21 protein-coding genes and 1 other RNA gene are annotated in these 22594 nt (G+C 41.8%); 20 read left to right on the top strand and 2 right to left on the bottom strand.

Annotated elements, in window-relative coordinates:
- Positions 1–19 precede the first annotated feature (19 nt).
- The 7 genes from KFT32_RS02340 (at position 20) to KFT32_RS02310 (ending at position 6509) form a co-directional block, all read left to right on the top strand.
- Positions 20–481 carry a YaiI/YqxD family protein gene (locus KFT32_RS02340; protein WP_211745593.1) on the top strand — a complete coding sequence of 154 codons (462 nt, stop codon included), beginning with the start codon at positions 20–22 and terminating at the stop codon, positions 479–481.
- 45 nt (positions 482–526) lie between these two features.
- The gene (gene dnaG, locus KFT32_RS02335; protein WP_211745592.1) at positions 527–2347 is read left to right on the top strand and encodes a DNA primase; all 1821 of its coding nucleotides are present in this window, start codon (positions 527–529) and stop codon (positions 2345–2347) included.
- Positions 2348–2391: 44 nt separating this feature from the next.
- Positions 2392–3522, top strand: coding sequence for an RNA polymerase sigma factor RpoD (rpoD, locus tag KFT32_RS02330; RefSeq protein WP_211745476.1), 1131 nt, complete (start codon positions 2392–2394; stop codon positions 3520–3522).
- A 215-nt stretch (positions 3523–3737) separates the two neighbouring features.
- Positions 3738–4505 carry a tRNA (adenine(22)-N(1))-methyltransferase gene (locus KFT32_RS02325; RefSeq protein WP_211745475.1) on the top strand — a complete coding sequence of 256 codons (768 nt, stop codon included), beginning with the start codon at positions 3738–3740 and terminating at the stop codon, positions 4503–4505.
- Positions 4481–5596 (top strand): Nif3-like dinuclear metal center hexameric protein, encoded by a 1116-nt coding sequence (locus KFT32_RS02320; RefSeq protein ID WP_211745474.1) that lies wholly within the window; start codon positions 4481–4483, stop codon positions 5594–5596. The genes KFT32_RS02325 and KFT32_RS02320 overlap by 25 nt, the downstream gene beginning before the upstream one ends.
- Before the next feature lie 70 nt (positions 5597–5666).
- Positions 5667–6068, top strand: an RNA gene (rnpB, locus tag KFT32_RS02315) — RNase P RNA component class A.
- 174 nt (positions 6069–6242) lie between these two features.
- Complete coding sequence (locus tag KFT32_RS02310; protein ID WP_211745473.1) at positions 6243–6509, top strand: hypothetical protein; 267 nt, start codon at positions 6243–6245, stop codon at positions 6507–6509.
- Between the two features lie 64 nt (positions 6510–6573).
- Here the strand turns inward: KFT32_RS02310 and KFT32_RS02305 are convergent, their stop codons facing one another.
- Positions 6574–8466, bottom strand: coding sequence for a S8 family peptidase (locus tag KFT32_RS02305; RefSeq protein WP_211745472.1), 1893 nt, complete (start codon positions 8464–8466; stop codon positions 6574–6576).
- 250 nt (positions 8467–8716) lie between these two features.
- On the opposite strand from KFT32_RS02305, the gene KFT32_RS02300 reads away from it, so the two are divergent.
- From KFT32_RS02300 to thiI, 6 genes are all read left to right on the top strand, one after another.
- Positions 8717–9220: a YpuI family protein gene (locus KFT32_RS02300; protein ID WP_211745471.1), complete on the top strand. Its 504-nt coding sequence runs from the start codon at positions 8717–8719 to the stop codon at positions 9218–9220.
- A gap of 157 nt (positions 9221–9377) precedes the next feature.
- Entirely contained in the window at positions 9378–9599 is a 222-nt protein-coding gene (locus KFT32_RS02295; protein WP_249344838.1) for a DUF1540 domain-containing protein, read from the top strand.
- Positions 9600–9674: 75 nt separating this feature from the next.
- A complete protein-coding gene (locus tag KFT32_RS02290; protein ID WP_211745469.1) occupies positions 9675–10061 on the top strand; it encodes a hypothetical protein in 387 nt (128 codons plus the stop codon).
- A 144-nt stretch (positions 10062–10205) separates the two neighbouring features.
- Complete coding sequence (locus tag KFT32_RS02285; protein WP_211745468.1) at positions 10206–10934, top strand: lytic transglycosylase domain-containing protein; 729 nt, start codon at positions 10206–10208, stop codon at positions 10932–10934.
- A gap of 126 nt (positions 10935–11060) precedes the next feature.
- Positions 11061–12212: a cysteine desulfurase family protein gene (locus KFT32_RS02280; protein WP_211745467.1), complete on the top strand. Its 1152-nt coding sequence runs from the start codon at positions 11061–11063 to the stop codon at positions 12210–12212.
- 3 nt (positions 12213–12215) lie between these two features.
- Positions 12216–13436 carry a tRNA uracil 4-sulfurtransferase ThiI gene (thiI, locus tag KFT32_RS02275; RefSeq protein WP_211745466.1) on the top strand — a complete coding sequence of 407 codons (1221 nt, stop codon included), beginning with the start codon at positions 12216–12218 and terminating at the stop codon, positions 13434–13436.
- A 90-nt stretch (positions 13437–13526) separates the two neighbouring features.
- Here thiI and KFT32_RS02270 read toward each other — a convergent pair whose 3' ends face one another.
- Positions 13527–14213 (bottom strand): TerC family protein, encoded by a 687-nt coding sequence (locus KFT32_RS02270; RefSeq protein ID WP_211745465.1) that lies wholly within the window; start codon positions 14211–14213, stop codon positions 13527–13529.
- 133 nt (positions 14214–14346) lie between these two features.
- On the opposite strand from KFT32_RS02270, the gene KFT32_RS02265 reads away from it, so the two are divergent.
- From KFT32_RS02265 to KFT32_RS02235, 7 genes are all read left to right on the top strand, one after another.
- Positions 14347–15006 (top strand): TerC family protein, encoded by a 660-nt coding sequence (locus KFT32_RS02265; protein WP_211745464.1) that lies wholly within the window; start codon positions 14347–14349, stop codon positions 15004–15006.
- 269 nt (positions 15007–15275) lie between these two features.
- Positions 15276–15773: a hypothetical protein gene (locus KFT32_RS02260; protein ID WP_211745463.1), complete on the top strand. Its 498-nt coding sequence runs from the start codon at positions 15276–15278 to the stop codon at positions 15771–15773.
- A gap of 147 nt (positions 15774–15920) precedes the next feature.
- Positions 15921–17762: a translational GTPase TypA gene (gene typA, locus KFT32_RS02255; protein ID WP_211745462.1), complete on the top strand. Its 1842-nt coding sequence runs from the start codon at positions 15921–15923 to the stop codon at positions 17760–17762.
- Between the two features lie 56 nt (positions 17763–17818).
- The gene (locus KFT32_RS02250) at positions 17819–18121 is read left to right on the top strand and encodes a YlaH-like family protein (RefSeq protein ID WP_211745461.1); all 303 of its coding nucleotides are present in this window, start codon (positions 17819–17821) and stop codon (positions 18119–18121) included.
- A 197-nt stretch (positions 18122–18318) separates the two neighbouring features.
- On the top strand, positions 18319–19389 hold the full coding sequence (locus KFT32_RS02245) for an LCP family protein (RefSeq protein WP_211745460.1): 1071 nt from the start codon (positions 18319–18321) through the stop codon (positions 19387–19389).
- Positions 19390–19768: 379 nt separating this feature from the next.
- On the top strand, positions 19769–21100 hold the full coding sequence (locus tag KFT32_RS02240) for a PhoH family protein (RefSeq protein ID WP_211745459.1): 1332 nt from the start codon (positions 19769–19771) through the stop codon (positions 21098–21100).
- A 225-nt stretch (positions 21101–21325) separates the two neighbouring features.
- Positions 21326–22594 (top strand): type 2 periplasmic-binding domain-containing protein, encoded by a 1269-nt coding sequence (locus KFT32_RS02235; RefSeq protein ID WP_211745458.1) that lies wholly within the window; start codon positions 21326–21328, stop codon positions 22592–22594.

The following is a 22594-nucleotide window of genomic DNA, read 5'->3' as shown; positions in this document are numbered from 1 at the left end:
TTTGAGATATAGACGGGTGATGAATATGAAAAGACGAATTGTAGTCGATGGTGATGCTTGCCCAGTTAAACGCGAAATAGCAGAAACTGCCCCACATTTTGACATGCATGTACTCATGGTATCTTCATTCGATCATCGTTTGGAGGCAGCAGAGGGCGTAACCGTGATTCAAGTGGATCGAAGCGATCAAAGTGCCGATCTTTACATTGCTAATCATATACGTGCACATGATGTTGTTGTAACGCAGGATTATGGACTCGCTGCATTGGCTCTTGCTAAAGGCTGTAGTGTTATTACTTTTCGAGGCAAAATAATTTATAATCAGGATATTGATTTTCTGCTGGATTCCAGACACACTCATGCAAAGGCAAGAAAAAGAGGTCATTATGGGAAAGGTCCGAAGCCTATGACAGATGAGGATCGAAGGGCATTTCAACATAAACTGACAAAACTTTTAAAAGAATTGCAGGAGTTTGTGTGACTTTAGCGAATTATATTTACGTGTTAAGAGATGAAGGTGGTTATGATGAGTGCCGGACAGGGTAACATACCGGAAAGTGTTATCGAATCAGTGCTTCAGCAACATGATATCGTCGACACGGTAAGCAAATTTGTACATCTGACCAAGCAGGGCAAATACATGAAAGGTCTTTGCCCGTTTCATTCAGAGAATACCCCTTCGTTTACGGTTACACCGGAACGCCAGATTTTCTATTGCTACGGATGCGGCAAGGGTGGAAATGCCATCAAATTTAGGATGGAAATCGAAGGATTAACCTTCCCCGAGGCCGTAAAGTCGATGGCAGAAGAAAGTCATATCCCTCTTGGGGATTGGCAAGGACGTGATGTTGCACACCACAACCCGGAAACGGAGCGTCTGCTGCAAGCAAACGAACTTACTGCGAAATTATACCATTATTTACTCAAAAATACCGAGTACGGAAAAGCAGCGATTGAATATTTGCGCGGCCGGGGTATGAACGATAAGGCGATAGACCACTTTCAAATTGGCTATGCTCCTGCAGGATGGAATACGCTAGTTCAATTTCTTGAGAAGCGCTCATTTTCACTGCAAGAAATGGAGAAGGGCGGACTTATTTCAGCCCGGAATGAAGGCCAAGGTTATGTCGACCGTTTTCGAGATCGTATTATTTTTCCCATTACAAGCAGCAGCGGAAAAGTTATTGCTTTTGCTGGAAGGATCATGGGTGAGGGTCAGCCCAAATATCTGAATTCACCCGAAACGAGATTATTTAATAAAAGTCGTATTCTCTACAACATGTATCATGCCAAATCTTCCATAAGGAAAAAAGGACAGACTATTTTGTTTGAAGGATATGGCGATGTAATCTCTGCTTGGGAGCATGATATTATTAACGGTGTCGCAGGAATGGGAACTGCTTTAACTGAAAATCAGGCTCGAATGCTTAAATCACTCAGTGATGAGGTAATTATTTGTTATGACGGTGATAAAGCCGGACAAGCTGCTGCACTAAAAAACTTGCCCATCTTGGAGTCAGCAGGTCTTGGAGTCAAGATTGCTCTTCTGACAGATGGACTTGATCCGGACGAATTCATTCGAAAGCATGGCGGTGACCGCTTCACTCATCAAATTATTGAAGGTGCAGTGTCTCCGATAAAATTTAAGCTTATAAACCTGAAGAAAAACCATATACTGCTAGAAGAAGGTGGTCGTATCGCGTATTCGCGAGAAGCCATCAAACTGATAGCTCCCCTCTCTTCGCCTACAGAAAGGGAAGTATATCTTCGGGAACTTTCATCTGAAGTAGATGTTGATTTCGATACCCTGAAACAGGAATGTAATCTCGAAAGACAACAAATGCAAAAAAACGAGCATTATGGGGATAATAACGACAAAAGGTGGAATAATGGTAGGCAACAAAATAGGCAGATTCCTACACCTAATCTTCTTCCTGCCTATCATGCGGCCGAAAGAAGGCTTCTATCCTGGATGCTTCAAGACGAAGAAGCCGCAAGGTACGTCGGTGATCGTCTTGGTGAAGCTTTTAACATTAACGATCATGCAGCAATTGCTGCTTATCTATATGCTTATTACGCACAAGGAAAACCACCGGATACAGGATTATTCATGTTGTCTCTTCAAGACGACCGGTTGGAAAAAACGGTAAGCTCTATTATTATGATGGATGCTCCGGGACAATGGGATCAGAGTGCGCTCGATGATTGTATACGAGAGGTGCTTAAGTACCCTGTATTAAAGCAGATTGATCAAAAGAAAGAGGAAATGATTGCTGCCGAACGATCCGGAGACTTTTTGCGTGCAGCACAAATTGCAAGTGAGATTATAACCCTAGAGAGACAATGATTATTTTTAGCATAGCATGTTTCTAGGGAGGAGGGAGTCGAAATATGGCGAATGATCAGCATACTGAACTAGAAACAGAATTGACGCTGGATCAGGTAAAAGATCAACTTATTGAACAAGGTAAAAAGAGGGCATCGCTAAATTACAAAGAGATTATGGAGAAGCTTTCTCCTTTTGATCAAGATCCTGAGCAAATGGATGAGTTTTATGAACAGCTCGGTGACTTGGGAATCGATGTAGTGAATGAAAGGGATGAGGAGAACCCACTTCGTCCAAGTGAAGACTCCGAAAACAACGATAGTGATGATTTCCATTTTGATGATGATTTGAGTTTGCCGCCAGGTATCAAAATTAACGATCCTGTGCGTATGTACTTGAAAGAAATTGGTCGTGTTCCACTCTTATCAGCGGATGACGAGGTTGAACTTGCGAAACGGATTATGAACGGGGATGAGGAAGCAAAACGCCGCTTGGCAGAAGCAAACTTACGTCTCGTTGTAAGTATCGCAAAACGTTATGTGGGCCGTGGTATGCTTTTCTTGGATCTTATTCAAGAAGGAAACATGGGGCTTATTAAAGCGGTTGAGAAATTTGACCATAACAAAGGTTTCAAATTTAGTACGTATGCAACTTGGTGGATTCGTCAAGCGATTACTCGTGCCATTGCAGACCAAGCTCGTACCATTCGTATTCCTGTGCATATGGTGGAAACCATCAATAAATTAATTCGTGTATCTAGACAACTGCTTCAGGAACTGGGGCGTGAACCAACGCCGGAAGAGATTGCAGCAGAGATGGATCTGAGTGTAGAAAAAGTAAGAGAAATTACGAAGATTGCACAAGAGCCAGTTTCGCTCGAAACACCAATCGGTGAAGAAGATGATTCTCATTTGGGAGATTTTATCGAGGATCAGGAAGCACTTGCTCCTGCAGATGCAGCAGCTTACGAACTTCTTAAAGAACAACTGGAAGATGTGCTGGATACGCTAACTGAGCGTGAAGAAAATGTACTTCGTTTGCGTTTTGGTCTTGATGATGGACGCACAAGAACACTAGAAGAAGTAGGTAAAGTGTTCGGTGTTACTCGTGAACGGATCCGTCAGATTGAAGCAAAAGCATTGCGTAAGCTACGCCATCCTAGCCGCAGCAAGCGCCTTAAAGATTTTCTTGAATAGATGAAATAGTGGGCCTTCTGCTGTGTGATGTGGCAGGAGGTCTTTTTTATTGTATGGTGAAAACGAACAAGTTTTCTTTTATTTGGAACAAATGCCTTCAATTTGCTAATAACCATTATTTTAGCGCTTTTTTTGTCTGATTGCAAATTAGAATGCGTTACTACGCAGGTCATAATAGAACGTAAAACAAGTAAATAATGGATGGTGTTGTTTGAGTGAAACTGTCAAAACGATTGCAACAAATACATGATCTGATGGACCCGGGCCGTGTACTCGCTGATATTGGGTCAGATCATGCACTTCTTCCCGTAGCCTGTGTTCGTAGTGGACAAGCGGTACAAGCGATTGCTGGAGAGCTTAATGAAGGTCCTTATGAAGCAGCCAAAAAACAGGTGGCAAGTGCAGGGTTAACTTCAAAGATCGAAGTCCGCAGAGGAGATGGCCTGGATGTCATTAAACCTGGAGAAGTGGATACCGTAACGATAGCGGGTATGGGGGGCGCTCTAATCGCAGCAATTCTAGATCGGGGTATCGACAAGCTTGAAGGTGTAACTCGCCTTATTTTGCAGCCTAATGTAGGTGAAGATATTTTACGTAAGTGGTTGTATGAACATGACTATGTCGTTGAAGCGGAACGAATTATTGAAGAGGACGGTAAGATTTATGAAGTCATTGCCGCTGTCCCCGCCTATTTTTCGCATATATCTAATGATGAGATCTACGAACCGAAGCTTATCGGTGCAGGCCAGAATGAACTCGAATTGACACGGCAAGAGCTGATTGCAATGGGACCTTTTTTAGTGGAGCAAGGCGGTCCTGTTTTCATTAAAAAATGGCACTGGGAAATGGATAAACTTAAGCATGTACTAAATTCACTTTCTAATTCAGATCTGCCTACAGCAAAAGAAAAAGCAGGTGAGATTGAAAACACTCTAAAGCGGATTGAGGAGGTTCTGTTATGTATGCAAAAGGACAAACAGTAATTTCGTATATGGAACAGCTGGCGCCTAAACATCTGGCTGTAACTGACGATCGAATCGGCCTGCAACTTGGAACACTTCAGAAAGAAATTAAACATGTTCTTGTTGCTCTGGATGTGACAGAAGAGGTTATTGATGAAGCCATTCGAATTCAAGCTGATTTAATAATTGCTCACCATGCAATTATTTTCAGACCACTAAAGTCACTTCAAACTGATTCTCCAATGGGGAAACTTTACGAAAAATTAATCAAGCATGACATTGCGGTATATATCAGTCATACGAACCTCGATGTAGCAGAGGGGGGCATCAATGACTGGATGGCTGAAGCAATAGGCATACAGAATGGTTCGCCCCTTGAGGATCTTCATACAGAGAACTTGTATAAGCTTGTAGTATTTGTACCGAAAACACATCACGAAAAAGTGCTGCATGCCATTCTTGGAGCAGGGGCAGGAGCCATAGGCGATTACAGCCACTGTAGCTTTAATATTGAGGGTGTGGGCACCTTTGTACCTGGAGAAGGAACGAAGCCTTTTATTGGCTCACAAGGTCAGATGGAGCGTGTAGAAGAGGTGCGGATCGAAACCATTGTTCCTCAAGGTGTGAAGAGTAAAGTAGTCCAAGCGATGCTGAAAGCTCATCCATATGAAGAAGTTGCCTATGATCTGTACCATATGGACATGAAAGGAAGGACACTTGGTCTTGGTCGTGTAGGGAAACTGGCTGAACCAGTATCGCTTCAAACGCTGGTGGATACCGTCAAAGAACAGTTTGATGTCAATATGGTTCGTGTAGTGGGCGATTTGAATCGTACGGTGAAAAAAGCAGCTGTGCTTGGAGGTTCGGGTAGTCGGTATGTAAATCCTGCACTTTTTAAAGGAGCGGATGTGATCGTAACCGGAGATATTGATTACCACACGGCTCAAGATGCCTTAATGGCAGGGATTGCTATTATTGATCCGGGTCATAATATTGAGAAAATCATGAAGCCGAACACAACCCAATGGCTTCGTACAAAGCTTGAGCAAAATCGTTATGAAACAAAGGTTCACGCTTCCGAAATAAACACAGATCCTTTCCAATTTGTGTAAGATTGTTAATTCCAGCAATTACACTTGTGTGAAGGAGTAATTCCAAGTATAATATGTAATGTTGTTTTGGAAAGTTTAACAGACAATCGCTGGTGGCCTAGTTGCCACGAGAGGAAAGTCCGGGCTCCACAGGGCAGGATGCTGGATAACGTCCAGTCAGCGCGAGTTGAAGGATAGTGCCACAGAAATGGACCGCCGATGGCTGGCTTAATGCCAGCACAGGCAAGGATGGAACCGAGGTGTAAGAGACCCCGAGGAACGCTGGTGACTTCGTTCCTGGTAAACCCCATCTGGAGCAAGACCTAAAGAGACACGGTCAGTAATGACAGCCTTAGCCCGAGGTGTGTCTAGGTTGGTCGCTTGAGCTGTTTAGCAATGAATGGCCTAGATAGATGATTGTCGCTTTTAGTGGGAGGGTAGTTCCCGTTTTACCACGAAGAGCACAGAACCCGGCTTACGGAAAGCTTTCCTAACTGCAACAACACATTATTTAAATGATCAACGGCAGAGTTATCTCTTTAGAGGGATGATGAACTGCCGTTTTTTTATTTTTTTCGATAAATTTATTGACTCAGGGACGAACATCCAATCCGAAACGACTCTGCCGAATAGATTATACTATCACAAGAAGAGGAGTTGTTCATTTATGTATCATCAAGGTCATCACATGAAAAAGCACTGCTGTCCGACACTTAAGCCAATCGTTTGTGATCCTGTTCATGTCGTTAAAAACCATTATCATAAGGCGGTACAACCGATTATCCACCCTGTAGAAATCGTAAACAAACATCACGTTATTCCGGTACCTTGTCACGAGTGGGCTGTCGTAGAAAGAGAAGAAGAAGGACAGATGGGCCACATGGGCCACATGGGCCACATGGGCTGCGGACCAGATCGTAACAACCGCAGATAGTAAGTATGCAAAAGAGCAGAACGGGGCTTATGCCGACTCGTCTGCTCTTTTTTGTTAGCTAAAATTACTTAAAATATTTCTTCACGGTATCTTCCATCTTATTGCGTAAGTTTTGCGGCCAAAATTGAAGTGGGCTGTCCTCTTCTATTTTAGCTCCCGCTTTTTCAAGTGCTTTATACACATCGATTTGTCCATATCCGAAGTATTTGTCATATCCTGGTTCTCCAAGATCAATAACGCTTGAACGCATCAAATCCATGACCTCTTCGTTATTCAGATCAGGATTGAGCGAGCGAATGAGTCCAGCAAGGGCTGCCACATGAGGGCTTGCCATCGATGTACCGGACAAGGCAGCATACTGATTATTAGGGTAGGTGCTAGCGATGCTGGCCCCTGGTGCCATGACATCAACATAATCTCCATAATTGGAAAACTCAGCACGTTTCATTGCTGCATCCGTTGCGGACACTGCAAAAACTTCTGGGTAAGCTGCAGGGTACCCTGGACGCTCTGTATTATCATTACCCGTCGCTGCAATAAGAACGACATCATGATCATAAGCATATTTGATGGCATCGTGCAGAAATTCAGCATCAGCATAGTTTCCAAGACTCATATTAATTACTTTGGCACCGTGATCCGTTGCCCATATAATGCCTTCCGCTACAGCATAGGTTGTACCTGAACCAGAAGAATCAAGGACTTTTACCGGCATCACTTTATTGTACCAAGTCATTCCTGCCACGCCTTCATTGTTGTTGACTTTTGCAGAAATAATACCGGCAACATGTGTACCATGACCTACATCGTCGTAGGGCTTTTCATCTGGGTTTACAACGTTATAGCCTTCAACAAACTGCCCTTCAAGGTCAGGGTGATTAAGATCTACACCCGTATCAATAACTGCAATAGTGACATTATCGCTACCTTTGGATAAAGACCAACCCTTATTCGTTTCTGTTGCGGGAAGGTTCCATTGATACCTAGAGAAAAGTAAATCATTTGGAATGTTACTTGCTGCCACATTTTCATCATAGGTTTCATTGGTTAAATACAGATAGTGAGGCTCGGCATACATAGGGTCCCATTTTTTCTTAAAGTAAGACTGGAGCTTTGTATAATCCATATCTTTTGATTTAAATACATAGGTCTCACCAATTTTATGGGCATGATCCAGTTTTATTTCTTTTTTTATTTGTTCCATTTTGTCTGAAGAAAGAGTGTCATGGAATCGAATAACAATTTCATTCTCATAGTAGTGACTTGCATTTTGGTTGTCATGTCCAGTTTTTACGTTAACGCCTTTTAATGTACCTGGAAGTACGGATTTGACATTGTATTTACCTTCTTTAGGATAGGGAATCAAACGCAGATTGCGACGTTGATGCTCTTCTACATCGTTAAGGATACGTTGGCTTAGTATAGCTACAACCGCATGTTCTCCGTCAGTAGAAGGTTGTCCAACAACAAAATATTTCCCATCTCCAACCGACATGGAGTTAGATTCATAAGTTTTATGCTTACGCAGTGCCTGTTTCGCTGACTTAATACTGGACATAAGTTGCTTGTTTTTCTCTAGATCAGAATTTTCTTTGTCTTTTTGCACGGAAAAAGATTTACTCGTTCCGTCTTTGAGATTTAACCAAAGTAGAGTGTGAATTTGATGATGGTTTTTTTGCAATTTTTCAATGTAAGATGAGACTTTAGTTTCATCAGCCACTTTGAGTTCGGTAAGCATATTCTGAAGGTGCTGCTCTGCATCCATTCGAGATAGGCGCTCTGTGACCTGAATATCCTGAGATTTAAATTGCTTTTTGAGCAATTGCTCTTGTTTTGGCGGAGGTGGAGTAGCTTGCTGCTCAAGTTTGTTTTTCTCCTTTGAAGGCAAGAGTAAAGTGATAATCAGAACGGATGCGGCGAGAATCAGAGCCCAATAGACCCATTTGTTTTTCGTCATGTATGCTAAATTCCTCCTGCATTTTTAATGTTTTTAGGTTCCTTTAGCGTGAGGAGGAATGGAACTTTTTATACGGATATGTACGTAGGAATTTTAAAAATCCAGTACTCATGTTTTATTTAAGTACCGCTCGTCACTATTTTATGATAGGATAGTAGCTGAGAATTATTGGTCAAAAATGTTATTGCAAAATTTTAGATCGTTTATAAGAAGTCTATAAGGACTTATTCTTTAAGGGGGAACTACCTTTATGTCAGCCAATGTGCAGAAGTTATGTGAATCCGCACGAGAGAAATTGAAACCTGCAATAGAAAAGTTGGAAACATTTCTGAATGAAAATTCACTTGCTCAGCTTGCTGCTGATCAAGATCAGGAAACCGTACTATTTTACAAAGGATTTCTTTCTGATCTGCGTCATTTGTTAGTGTTCTCCGAAGTTTCCTACGAGAAGCTCGGTACAGCATTACGACGTGCGAATTTTGACGTTGACTTCGCTGAAAAAGCTCTTTACCATTTGTATCATCAAAGTGTGAACAGTTTCTTCTATCCGAAAAACGAATGTTATTCGGAAGATGGACGTTATGCGTATACAGGTCAAGATGCAATTCGTTTCCGGGTAAAGCCGGTTCGACCAGCACGTGACATTATTATGGAAATTACAAGAACCTATGAAGAACTTAGGGACGATCTTACTTTTTATGAAAGTGATTATTTGACTCAGCGTAGAATGCAAAATCAACGTAATCACGCCTAATAGCTTACGTTAATCATGTTTTACATTGATAAATATGCATTACAACTTTAGCCGCAGATTCTGCGGCTTTTTTCTTTTTTTTACATAGTAAAGAAGATGATTGTTGTGGTGTATAACAGCTATGGAAAGGGGAACGATAGGTAATGAGGTGATAATAATGAGTGATAAACCAATCGTAAGATGCAGTGTATCTAACTGCTCCTATTGGGGAGAAGAAAACTTCTGCAAGGCGGATCTAATCATGATTAATATTGATGCTTATGCATCCAAGCACTTGAAAGAAGAATATGCGGGTGAAACCTTCGATTCTGAGCATATGGATGTAGCTCCTACCTCTTCAGCGACTTGTTGCCATACTTTTAAACCTAAACACGCATAGCTGACTTACAAATTGTATTTAAGAAATGTTCCCTTACCCTGTCAAGCTTTAATGCTTCGGAGGTGATCTTATTTCATGGCTAAATCAAAAAGAAAGCACAATTCAAAATCCGTTAGAGAACGAGTTGATTACCCTCGAAAGGAACACGAGCATAAGGAAGAATATGCTGCAGAGTTAACTTCTCCACTTGCCGGTATGTTTGTTGCTGAGGAGCCAGAAGCAAGAGCAGAGGTTGAATCGGAAACGGAGAATCTCGTCTCCATGAGAATTGGATATCTGGCGCTGGCTATATCCCTTATTTCTTTATTTGTTTGGTCCTTTGTGCTTGGTACAATTGGAATCGTCCTCGGTTATTATGCATTTGCTGACGGAAGACGTACGACTGGCGGTTGGGCGGTAGGCATCGGTATTGCATCACTTGTTAGTTATTCTTTTCTTGTGCTTTTCACTTACTATCAGTAGAAAATGTAAGGGCAGGCAACTCTGAAATAAGGGGTTGCCTGTTTTCGTGATTATATTCGTTAAGGAAAATCAGGTCTTGGCACTTTTGCTTTCTTCCGTGTACAATAGAGTTTGGACACAAAGCGAATGGAGGCTCATTTACATATGCATATTGATCCGGTGGGGAATACTCTATGGTATGACTTAACTTCACCTTCTCACACGTCTGATACTTCTTCAACGAGCAGCAGTAAGGTAAGTTCTGCTTCGTCTGCTTCATTTGAGGAATATCTAGGACAAGCGCAGCAAGGAGATAACTTGAATTCAGAACAACCCAGTCCAAGAACCATTTCTGGTAATGGAGATGGGCTTCTATGGATGCATTTGGGAAATGGAACCGTAACTGAGCAGACTAGTACTGTAAGTTCCGCTGTTACTACTTCAGTTTCTTCATCAACTGCCCATGCAGGAGCCTCCAAAACGGATTACCAGTCCTTGATTGAGAAAGCGAGCCAAAAATACGGCGTTTCTGAATCACTGATTAAAGCCGTTATTGATACGGAATCATCTTTTAATCCTAACGTAGTATCGAGTGCTGGTGCCAAAGGGCTCATGCAACTTATGGATGGCACAGCAGCTGGTTTGGGAGTGTCAGATCCGTTTGACCCAGCTCAAAGTATAGATGCAGGCACACGATATTTATCTTACCAGCTTCAGCGATTTAACGGTGAAGAGAAGCTAGCTCTTGCAGCCTATAATGCAGGTCCAGGAAGAGTAGGTCGTTTAGGTGTAGATACAGATGAGGAATTGATGTCTGTGCTAAACCGTTTGCCGCTTGAAACGCAGCGCTATATTACTAAAATAGAACAGGCCCAGGCGAAATACACTGTCTGATTATTTTATAACTGTATAGATCTGCGAAAAGATCACATGAGAATGGTCTCAAGATATGATTAGACCGTTCTATCATTGGTCTTTTTGCGTTTTATCCTGATGTTTTAGCTTAAGGAGGTGAGCGAGTTGCTTTATTTTGATTATGCGGCTTCAACCCCGCCTTACCCAGATGTAATTCGGACAATAGGCGAAGTAATGAATCGACATTATGCAAATGCTTCTTCTATTCACGGGTACGGGGAAGATGCGGAAAGACTACTCAAAAGATCACGTGAAGTTTGTGCCAAGACGTTGGGTGTAAAAACGTCTGAAATCGTCTTTACTTCTGGAGCAACTGAAAGTAATAATATGGCGATAAAAGGAACTGCATTTCGTTACCGTTCTCGTGGAAAACATATTGTAACTACTAAAACAGAGCATGCTTCTGTATATGAGAGCATTCGGTTTTTAGAGCAAATGGGGTATGATATTACTTATGTGCCAGTAGATTCCGAAGGTCAGGTTAAGTGTGAGGATGTACTGGAAGCTGTAGGAAAAGATACTATTTTGGTCAGTCTTATGCATGTTAACAATGAGACGGGTGCGATTCATCCAATCATGAATATAGGGCAGCAGCTCAAGAAAGTATATCCAAAGGTAATATTCCATGTAGACGGAGTACAAGCTTTTGGCAAAATAAAGTTGGAACTTCAACAATCCGGAATCGATTTATATAGCCTCTCAGCTCATAAAATACGTGGACCTAAAGGAGCCGGTCTTCTTTACGTCCGCTCAGGTCTTGAGCTCACTCCGCTTATGTCAGGAGGATCTCAGGAGGGAGGACTACGGGCGGGCACAGAGAATGTGCCGATCATTGCGGCTATGACAAAGGCCATTCGTCTGGCAGAAGAGCAAAGATCTGAACTTTGTGCTCGTCTTGTCCCACTCAGAGATCGATTAATCGAAGAAATTGGTCGTCATCCGGAATGGGAACTGAACAGCTCCAGTAAGGGAGCACCTCACATTGTGCATTTCTCCTATCCTGGGATGAAGGCAGAGGTGATTTTACACACACTTGAGCAACTAGGCATTATTGTTTCAACGCAGTCTGCCTGTTCTTCCAAGTATACCGAACCGAGCAGGGTACTACTCGCTATGGGGAAGTCAGAAGAAATTGCACGCTCTGGAATTCGAATCAGTCTGGGCGATACTCACAACGATGAACATATAGATCAACTCATTCATGCTTTACAGCAGATGAAGAAGAGATTGGTCTCTTTTGAAGGGTGGAACCGTTAAATAATGAAATATGATATGTTACTGCTTCGTTTTGGAGAGTTTATTTTAAAAGGTAAAAACCGGAGACGATTCGAAAAATCAATGAAAAGACATGTTATGTCTAAGCTCATCGCATATCCTGAGGCAACGTTGGTGGAAGAGTACGGGCGCATGTACGTAGGACTTGGAGGGCATGACCATCTGGCTGTTATAGAAGATTTAAGAAAGATCTTTGGTATTGTATCCATCAGTCCAGTGAAAGTAACTGCATCGAGTTTGGATGAAATTGTGGAGGCTTCTCTTGATTTCATGGAAGAGTTAAACCCGGTGGAAGGGACTACATTCAAAGTGAAAGCAAGACGTGTATGGAAGGGATTTGAACACTCATCCCATGAAATGAACCATCTGGTAGGTTCCCCATTACTTCGTCGTTTTCAAGCACTCAAAGTGGACGTAAGAAAACCTAATATCGAACTGAAGATCGAAATTAGAGAGGATCAAACTTATTTATTTTTCGAATCATTTACAGCTGTAGGAGGATTTCCTAGGGGATCGAACGGTAAGGCAATGATGCTTTTATCTGGAGGAATTGATTCACCTGTTGCTGCGTGGTCTTCCATGAAGAGAGGGCTGGAGCTGGAGCTTGTGCATTTCTTTAGTTTCCCTTTTACAAGTCAAAAAGCAAAGGATAAGGTCATCGATCTTGCGAGAGTGCTAGCTGGTTACTCAGGAGAAATCAAACTACACCTTGTTCCTTTTACTGAGGTGCAAACCTCGTTTACCCAAATAGGACAAGATAAACTGATTATTACTTTAATGCGACGCTCAATGCTCCGAATTGCAACAATGCTTGCAGAACGAGAAGGGGCACTAGCAATTGTGAGTGGTGATAGTCTTGGTCAAGTGGCAAGTCAAACGCTTGGGAGTATGAATGTTATTGGAAGAGCAACCGATCTTCCGCTCCTTCGTCCACTTGTCATGATGGATAAAAGCGAGATTGTCAAAATTGCTGAAGAGATTGGCACCTATGAATTATCTATTTTACCTTATGAAGATTGCTGTACTTTATTTGTTCCAAAGTCTCCTGCAACGAACCCTAATCTCCGAATCGTAGAGAAGATAGAGGCATCGATTACCGATCTGTCTTCTTTGATAGAGAACGCTGTAGCTAATACGGAAACGATCACACTTGGAGGAAGCGAGCAAACTCAGGAATCCAGTGCGATAGAAGAAGACTGGCTATAAATTGAACTAACATGGAAAAAGCTGTTTCTATACATCGTGTAAGATGTATAGAAACAGCTTTTTTGAATGCATTTACTTTGCGTAGCCTCTTTACGAATAGGAATGTTGTTGTTCACGTTTAGAACTTTGTTGTTTGCGATAACCAGCAAAGAGCACTCCGGCAACGACAAGCACGATGAACAATACACGAACTGCAGGGTGAGCACTGAAGAAAGGCTCCAGCATTCTTTCTTCGGTAATCATGTTAGAAGCTGTATATCCAAGGACTGCTGCCCCTAGGAAAATAATCCATGGGAAACGATTAATCAATTTGATAAACAGGGTACTGCCCCAAACGATAATAGGCACACTAATTAACAAACCAAGAATAACGAGAAGCAAATGTTGTTCTGCTGCACCCGCCACAGCGATTACATTATCGATGCCCATAGCTGCGTCAGCAATAACGATGGTTCTTACTGCTGTCCATAACGAAGCTCCCGCTTTTACTTCTGTATGCTCGTCCCCTTGATCGGCGAGAAGTTTATAGGCAATACCGACAAGAAGCACGCCCCCTATAAGTAACAGCCAAGGGATCTGTAACAGCCAGAGCACAATAATCGTAGCTGCAATTCGAATTAGGACCGCGCCTCCGGTGCCATAAATAATCGCTTTTTTCTGAGTTTCCTGAGGCAAATTTCGTGCAGCGAGTCCGATCACAATTGCGTTATCGCCGGCAAGTATCAGGTCGATGAATACAACCTGCAGCAAGCTGACTAAAAACTCGCTGATATCCATGAAGGTCACTCCTTTTATTGAAACGTTTCTGATGGTACAAATCGGAATTCATTATATTCCTCTACCCATACATCGTCAAGCATAGGCTTGGCAATGCGAACATACATCTAATGTATGGGGGTGTTCGTAAGGTATGGAAGAGCTATGGTTGCTAGCACAAATACTTATGATCAATCTTGTGCTTAGCGGTGATAACGCAGTGGTTATTGCAATGGCAAGTCGTAATTTGCCGGTACACAGGAGAAGACAAGCTGTCTGGTGGGGCGCCTTTGGCGCAGTATTGCTGAGATGTATCTTAACCTTTGTAGCTGTACTTATTCTCGGAATTCCGTATATCCAAGCAGCTGGGGGCCTGATGCTTCTATATATTGCATTCAAGCTGCTTTTTGAAGATACGGAAGAGGTACATGTACGAGAATCTTCCACGTTATGGAGTGCAATTCAAACTATTCTAGTCGCGGATTTTGTGATGAGTCTTGATAATGTCCTGGCGATTGCAGCAATTGCAGACGGTGACCTCGCCCTTATTGTCATAGGCATTGCGATTAGTATTCCTATTGTAGTGTGGGGGAGTGGGATCATAGTCAAGCTGCTGCAACGTTATCCGATTTTGGTATTTGCAGGCTCAGCAATTTTAGCCTATACAGCAGGTGAGATGCTGTTACGAGATCCGAAACTCGGCATCTGGCTACAGCAATTTTTATTGGGTTATCAGGGACTAATACCTGCTATATTCGCGGTATGTATTATTATTAGTGGTGCTTTCCGTAAACTGACGCACTACCGTGTATAATTTTTGCATTTGTTTATAGTAGAATCATTGAGATTACCGGCAAATATTGCCGGTTTTTATTTATTTTTTAATAGAAAATAGGCAGATTGAACATTGATATGTAAGCACAATAACGGAATTAGCAAACAGAGTAGTTTTTTGTAAAAACATAGGATAAACTATACATAGATATTAGTTACTTAGTAACTTGGTTTTGTAAATTTGTTACAAGGAATTTTAGTAATACGGATATAACATATATAAATTTTTATGGATGAGGTGAAAGGATAGTGAATGGGAGAAATGAACGTGCTATCGGTATTTTTATTGCGGTAGCAGGTCTTGTTATTTTGTTGGGTAAACTGGGCATATTTGGTTATATAGGTCGGACTTTTTGGCCGCTTGTGTTGCTAGTACCCGGGATTTTACTGCATCTTTATTACTTCATGAGAAAAACGAGTGCTACAATACTTATTCCAGCAGGACTATTTACAGTTTACGGAATTTTGTTCCTCATCTGCAATTTATCTGGTTGGCATCTTCTTGTCTATTTATGGCCCGTTTTTCTGTTTGGTATAGCGCTAGGTTTGTTCGAGTACGCGTTGTTTGAGTATCCGAGACCGGCAATGATCTATTCTATATCCATTATTTCGCTTGCTGTTTCCATCGTCTTGTTATTTGTTACACTGCTTACTACCGGATTTATCTATGTATTTGCTGCCCTTCTTATCTTTGCTGGCATTTGGCTTATCTTTGGCAGACCCAAACCTAATCGTAGATTTCGATAAGATACTTGATTTTTGACGAAATTAGTCTATAATATAAGGGATATAAGTGGATATAAGTGCGCCTGGATGATCCGGCGCTTCTTTTGTTGAGCATTCCGTTTTTATTTACAAATAGAATTGATTTTGGAAAGGATATGGATACAAACCATGCATGTAAGAGAGAACCTTCGCAATATTGCGATTATTGCCCACGTTGACCACGGCAAAACAACCCTAGTCGACAAGTTGCTTCAACAATCCGGAACATACCGCGATCACGAGGCTGTACAAGAACGCGCTATGGACTCTAACGACCTAGAACGGGAACGCGGGATTACCATACTAGCTAAAAATACTGCAATCAACTATAAAGATTTCCTCATCAACATTGTGGATACTCCAGGACACGCCGACTTCGGTGGAGAAGTGGAACGGATTATGAAAATGGTTGATGGTGTACTTTTGGTAGTTGATGCTTATGAAGGATGTATGCCGCAAACGAAGTTCGTACTTCGTAAAGCACTTGAGCATAACCTCACTCCGATCGTAGTCGTAAATAAAATCGACCGTCCGGCTGCACGCCCGTCTGAAGTTATTGATGAAGTCCTTGACCTGTTTATTGAACTAGGTGCAAATGACGAGCAACTCGACTTCCCAGTTGTGTATGCTTCCGCTTTGAATGGTACTTCTAGTCTTGACCCAGAGAAACAAGACGAGAACATGATGAGCTTGTACGAAACAATCGTAGATCACATTCCTCACCCAACAGAAAGTGTGGAAGAACCCCTTCAATTCCTCGTTACTTTGATGGACTACAATGAGTATCTTGGCCGTATCGCTATTGGTCGTGTAAACCGTGGCGTTATCAAACAAGGACAACCTGTTACGGTTATGCTTCGCGATGGAGGAACTAAATCTGCTCGTATCGAGAAATTGTTTGGTTTCCAAGGCTTAAAACGTGTAGAAGTAGCTGAAGCTGGCGCAGGTGACATCGTTGCTATTGCCGGAATTAAAGATATTAACATCGGTGAAACTATTGCTGATCCTAATAACCCTGAAGCTTTGCCAGTTCTAAAAATTGATGAGCCTACACTGCAAATGACGTTCCTCGTTAACACGAGTCCTTTTGCTGGCCGTGAAGGTAAATGGGTTACTTCCCGTAGACTTCGTGATCGTCTTTTCAAAGAACTTGAAACAGATGTGAGTCTTCGTGTAGAAGAAACAGACAGCCCAGATGCATATGTTGTTTCTGGACGTGGTGAACTTCACCTTAGTATCCTGATTGAGAACATGCGCCGTGAAGGATATGAGCTTGCCGTATCCAAACCGGAAGTAATCATCAAAGAAGTTGACGGTAAGAAAATGGAGCCGATTGAGCGTCTTCTGATTGACATTCCAGAAGATAGCATGGGAGCTGTTATGGAAAGTCTTGGATCACGTAAAGCAGAAATGGTGAACATGGTGAACTCCGGTAACGGTCAAGTTCGTCTTGAGTTCCTCATTCCAGCACGTGGATTGATTGGTTACCGTACGAACTTCCTGACTCTTACTCGTGGTTACGGTGTAATGAATAACGCATTTGACAGCTATGGTCCACTCGTAGGTGGTCAAGTTGGTGGACGTCACCAAGGCGTACTCGTATCCAGTGAGAACGGAGTATCTACTTTCTACGGTATGATTGGAGTAGAGGATCGCGGATCGTTGTTCCTTGAGCCAGGAACCGAAGTATACGAAGGTATGATCGTTGGTGAACACAACCGTGACAACGACATCGTCGTGAACATCTGTAAGGAGAAACAATTGACTAACGTTCGTTCTGCATCTAAAGACGACACAGTTAAAATGAAAACTCCGGTTATTTTCTCTCTTGAGCAAGCTCTTGAATATTTGAATGATGATGAATATTGTGAGATCACACCAAAATCAGTTCGTCTTCGTAAGAAAATTCTGAATAAGAGTGAGCGCGAACGTGCAGAGAAACAACGTAAAATGGCTCAAGCTAATTCATAAGGTTCGTATTTTATAATAGGAAAAGAGAGCGTGAAATCGAAAGGAGCTGACTCGCCATGCAAGCATGGTTAGCGTCACACCCGATCATAAGCTATGTGGTTATTTTTGTATTGATCACGTATGTCTATAACAAAGTATTTCGTCCACAGCAGAAAATGTCGTTATTCAAAGAGATATTACTGTACATCTTTATGGCCATAGGTGCTTTCATGCTTCTCGTTTTCCAGATTGATAAATTACCAATTATACAGTGCTTGCTAGTAGCTGTGGGACTGATGCTTCTTGTTCGAATTCGTTATTTCGTTGAAGGACGCCAGAAGAAAAAGGCGGAAGCAACTGGACATACAGGCAAGATGTAATGGTAAAAGAGTAATCATATTCATTGGATAAAGTATAATACTGTGTCCAATTTCATAATTTTCACCTGGAGAGGCCGCCATTTGTGCGGTCTTCTCCTTTTTTAAAGGGACGAATTCTAAAGATTTGATACAAACCGACAAAAAGCGGTAATATAAGTAGAAGGCAGAACGTTAGAAAAGGTAAAGGTGTTGAGAAAATGAATATGGGCTCTAATGGACTTCCTCCTAGAGATCGAGGAGATAAGAACAAAAAATCACCGTCTAAAAAGAAAGTAGACCAGTCAAATAAGAAGAAAAGGAAAAGTCCTTTTCATAAGTTCATGAAAATTGTTATGATTCTTGTTATTCTTGGTGTGGTAGCAGGTATCGGCTATTTATACATGCTATTTAATAATGTAATCGATACAGGGAATAATTCCCCCGTTGCTGCTGAGGATTCGGCTAAGGTAAAACCATTGACGATGTTAATTCTCGGTACAGATTACCGTGAAGAGACCAAAACACATCTTACGGATGTAGTTATGGTTGCTTCAATGAATCCCAAAACTGACTCGGTTACGCTAGTGTCATTGCCAAGAGATACCCTTATTAAGTTAGATGGATATTCTCAGCGGAAGCTGAATTCCTATTATCCGCGATTTAAGACTGCGGAAAAAGAATCCGGAGTGAAAGCAGAAGAAGAAATGCGTGTTATGCTTAGTAAATACTTGGATGTGAACATTGATTACGTTACTGTTCTAAACTTTAAAGGCTTTACAGATGCGGTGGATGCACTTGGTGGTGTGGATGTAAATGCAACGCAAAACATGTGTTATAACGATACTGCAGACGGAACAAAAATTAATATAACCAAAGGACCACAGCATCTGGATGGAGATGAGGCGCTCGATTATGTTCGCTATCGGAAATCGAATTGTGATCCGCAAACACCAGCTTCAGACGACTTCTCTCGTAATCAGCGTCAAAATGAAGTGTTGCATTCTATGCTTGATCAGATGAAATCACTTGGTGGCGTAACGAAGATTGGGAAAGTGGTTAATGCAGTGAGTGATAATATGACCACTACGGTGGAAAGCGAACAAATGAAAAATTTTATAGCGGCTTACTGGGATATGTCAAAAGAGAACGTGAATTTTGTACCTGTGACAGGAACTTGGAATAGTCCTTATGTATATATTAATGAGGGAGAGTTAAGCAAAGCGAAGGAAGCTCTCGCTCAGGAACTTGCTGGTAATCATATTTCATCAGAAACAACTTCTGGAAAATAAAATATGAGGAACGCTAGTTTTACATTGAAGAAGTCCATGCTATAATGTGGGTGTATCCCATAGATGCGAGTCGTTCAGGAGGTCTTTGTCTATGTTCAAAGAAAATCCCTGTTTTGCACGACCTAAATTGAATAGTATGGCAGGCAGATTGCTTTGTCATGATTTTAAACCCAGTGAATTTCGTTCACTGGGTTTTTTGTGTGGTCTGACAAGACACATTTCATATTAAAATGGGTATTCCAAGGATATTTTCAGGAAAATGAACAATTATTTGCTCCTGAACGAATACATTTAGATATGGGATGCATGATTGTCCTTACCGCTGCTATAAAGCTTGCTCTAGCTGTGCTTAAAAGACGCCGCCTTGGAGGGGATACCAATGAAAAAAATTTTTGTATTGGATACGAATGTGCTGCTTCATGACCCGGGCGCCATATATGCTTTTGATGAGCATGAGGTCGTCATTCCAGCAGTCGTCTTAGAGGAAATTGACTCGAAGAAGCGAAATGCGGACGAAATTGGACGCAATGCAAGATATGTATCGCGTTTATTAGACGGGTTAAGGGAAATTGGGCATCTACACAGTGGAGTACCTTTGCCAGACGGCGGTAGTTTGAAAGTCGAACTTAATCATCGCAGCTTTGTAAGAGTACAGGAAATGTTTGGGGAAGTAACTAACGATAATCGTATTTTGGCAGTCGCGCTGAATTATCACCTCGAAGAGCAAGAAAAGGAGGAAGCGGATCAAGTTGTTCTCGTAAGTAAAGATGTACTGGTTCGCATAAAAGCAGATGTACTTGGTTTATATACACAAGATTATTTATCGGACCGTACCGCCGATCCTAGTGAATTGTATCCAGGTTATTCTACAATCAAAGTCCATCCATCGGTTATTGATGAATTTTATACTTATCGTTTTCTACCTATCAAACCTTTACAGTTACCATACTCCTTATACCCTCATGAGTTTGTCATTCTAAAGGATGAGATGGGTACGGGGAAGTCAGCTTTACTGAAAGTGAATCAAGAGGGTACTAAAATGGAGCCTCTGTATTTAAGTAATGACCCTGTTTGGGGAATTGTTGCGAGAAATGCCCAGCAGAGAATGGCACTCGAACTTTTACTTAATGATGATATTCCACTCGTGACCATTACAGGGAAAGCAGGCACTGGGAAAACGTTACTGGCCCTGGCAGCTGGTTTGCTTAAGGTCGAAGATGATCATAAATTCAAGAAACTTCTCATTGCAAGACCTGTCGTACCGATGGGGAAAGATATAGGTTATCTTCCGGGTGAGAAAGAGGAGAAACTTCGTCCCTGGATGCAGCCTATCTACGATAATCTTGAGTTTTTGTTTGACACAAAAAAAGCAGGAGATATTGATAAAATTTTGATGGGACTTGGCAGCATACAGGTGGAGGCTTTGACCTATATTCGGGGAAGATCTATACCAGGGCAGTTCATTATTATCGACGAGGCTCAGAATTTGTCAAGACATGAAGTAAAGACGATCGTATCTCGTGTAGGAGAAGGCAGTAAAATTATTCTTATGGGAGATCCGGAACAAATCGATCATCCTTATCTTGATTCATCAAGTAATGGACTTACCTATATCGTTGAACGTTTTCGGCAGGAAGGAATTAGCGGACACATTATGCTGGAAAAAGGAGAACGATCCAAGCTTGCGCAGTTAGCTGCCGATTTACTATAAGGCTTGCTATACGTATTTATTTCCCGGGAAACAGAAGTTTCTTTGGTCCATTTTCATAGGTAAGCCGAAATTCAAGAACCGGACTTATGTTCCGGTTCTTTTTGTTTGACTAGAGAAGAACTAAAGACAAGAAATATAGAGAGGATGTAGGACAAGAGGCCTACCGATTTGTTACAATAGTTGGTAGAATGAAGTTGTTTAGTTACGTGGGAAGGAGCATGAATCTTGAAGCGGAGAAATCACTGGATTCTTTTTATTGTCTTGTTGTTGTCATTAACGATACTTTCACCGAGTCTTGATATTGCCCAAGATCAGAAGACAGATGATGGAGGCAACATCACAGACCTATTTTCAACTCCTGCTCCCCAAACCACACAGAAAAATAAACCTCTCTCAGTTCTAGTATCCATGGATAATGAAGAGTTTACAGCCTTTCAAAGGCATACACAAAATACAGCAAAAGAAATGGGAATGGAAATCGATTTATCTAATGTAGATCCTTCTGACTTTTATTCTGAATTTAAGAACGCATTTATGATGGGGGAAAGCCCAGATGCCGTACTCATTGACAATCGCTATATAAAATGGTTTGCGAGAAAAGGGTTTGCTAGTCCGATAACTGGCGGGGATGGGAACGGTGCAGCAGGCGCTTCCTTTGATTCTTTACTTCGGGCGGGAGAGTGGAATGGATATCGCTGGTCTATCCCTATGGATATGGATCCCTATGTGTATGCAGAGTACCGAACAAAAGAAACGAGTACTGGGCCACTTCAATCTACAAGTACAACCGAAGAGTGGAAGTCTCAACTTGCGGAATGGGACGAATCGATGGACAGACCTTTCTATTTTGATGGAGAAGATCCGGTTGCTTTTGCTTCATGGCTTAAATTCCAAGGGATTGTACCGGAAGCTTCCGAAGTGTTTCGCGTTGCGAATGAGGAAGAGGAGAATGTTTCAAAGCAGATTCAATCTATTCAAGCATTATTTCCATATATCAAGACAGAGCGAAATACACGCTCCTATGACAAGCCAGACTTTCAAGCAGGAATTATTACCTTATCTGATTTGTTACCTATTTACCGGGAAGAACTTTCTACCTATATTAATAATGACGTAGAATCCCAGGCACTTGCTGTAATGGGACGCAGTTTTGTTGTTTCTCCGAAGTCAACGCAAAAAGAAGCGATACTAGAGTTTCTTGCGAAACTCACATCGCCAGGGTCAGCAAAAACTTGGTTTCTTCTTTCAGGAAAGCTCCCAGTCCATCAATCTCTGTATACAGCTTCTGATATGAGCGACATAACAAATGCCATTCCGCTGCAGGCTCTAGAAGAAAGTGTGGAGCAATCCTTACTTCAGGATCAAGATCGTATCTTATCCGATCCTGAAAAGTCTCAGAAAGCAGCAGACAGTATTGAACAATTTGTCCAAGGTCACATTTCATTTAAGGAATATGAACATCACATCAAACGATTATTTGGGGCATCTGAGTAA

Source organism: Paenibacillus sp. Marseille-Q4541 (assembly GCF_018310695.1).
Classification (GTDB): Bacteria; Bacillota; Bacilli; order Paenibacillales; family Paenibacillaceae; genus Paenibacillus.
The sequence above is the reverse complement of the archived record's forward strand: the minus strand, read 5'-3'. Positions and strand labels throughout refer to the sequence as shown.

What these genes read in the sequence shown, in the direction of transcription:
- KFT32_RS02340 (WP_211745593.1), top strand. Translation starts at nt 20, where the DNA reads ATGAATATGAAAAGACGAATTGTAGTCGATGGTGATGCTTGCCCAGTT.
- KFT32_RS02250 (WP_211745461.1), top strand. Translation starts at nt 17,819, where the DNA reads ATGCAAGCATGGTTAGCGTCACACCCGATCATAAGCTATGTGGTTATT.
- KFT32_RS02295 (WP_249344838.1), top strand. Translation starts at nt 9,378, where the DNA reads ATGAGTGATAAACCAATCGTAAGATGCAGTGTATCTAACTGCTCCTAT.
- KFT32_RS02290 (WP_211745469.1), top strand. Translation starts at nt 9,675, where the DNA reads ATGGCTAAATCAAAAAGAAAGCACAATTCAAAATCCGTTAGAGAACGA.
- KFT32_RS02285 (WP_211745468.1), top strand. Translation starts at nt 10,206, where the DNA reads ATGCATATTGATCCGGTGGGGAATACTCTATGGTATGACTTAACTTCA.
- thiI (WP_211745466.1), top strand. Translation starts at nt 12,216, where the DNA reads ATGAAATATGATATGTTACTGCTTCGTTTTGGAGAGTTTATTTTAAAA.
- typA (WP_211745462.1), top strand. Translation starts at nt 15,921, where the DNA reads ATGCATGTAAGAGAGAACCTTCGCAATATTGCGATTATTGCCCACGTT.
- KFT32_RS02310 (WP_211745473.1), top strand. Translation starts at nt 6,243, where the DNA reads ATGTATCATCAAGGTCATCACATGAAAAAGCACTGCTGTCCGACACTT.
- KFT32_RS02245 (WP_211745460.1), top strand. Translation starts at nt 18,319, where the DNA reads ATGAATATGGGCTCTAATGGACTTCCTCCTAGAGATCGAGGAGATAAG.
- KFT32_RS02320 (WP_211745474.1), top strand. Translation starts at nt 4,481, where the DNA reads ATGTATGCAAAAGGACAAACAGTAATTTCGTATATGGAACAGCTGGCG.
- KFT32_RS02270 (WP_211745465.1), bottom strand. Translation starts at nt 14,213, where the DNA reads ATGGATATCAGCGAGTTTTTAGTCAGCTTGCTGCAGGTTGTATTCATC.
- dnaG (WP_211745592.1), top strand. Translation starts at nt 527, where the DNA reads ATGAGTGCCGGACAGGGTAACATACCGGAAAGTGTTATCGAATCAGTG.
- KFT32_RS02305 (WP_211745472.1), bottom strand. Translation starts at nt 8,466, where the DNA reads ATGACGAAAAACAAATGGGTCTATTGGGCTCTGATTCTCGCCGCATCC.
- KFT32_RS02240 (WP_211745459.1), top strand. Translation starts at nt 19,769, where the DNA reads ATGAAAAAAATTTTTGTATTGGATACGAATGTGCTGCTTCATGACCCG.
- rpoD (WP_211745476.1), top strand. Translation starts at nt 2,392, where the DNA reads ATGGCGAATGATCAGCATACTGAACTAGAAACAGAATTGACGCTGGAT.
- KFT32_RS02300 (WP_211745471.1), top strand. Translation starts at nt 8,717, where the DNA reads ATGTCAGCCAATGTGCAGAAGTTATGTGAATCCGCACGAGAGAAATTG.
- KFT32_RS02265 (WP_211745464.1), top strand. Translation starts at nt 14,347, where the DNA reads ATGGAAGAGCTATGGTTGCTAGCACAAATACTTATGATCAATCTTGTG.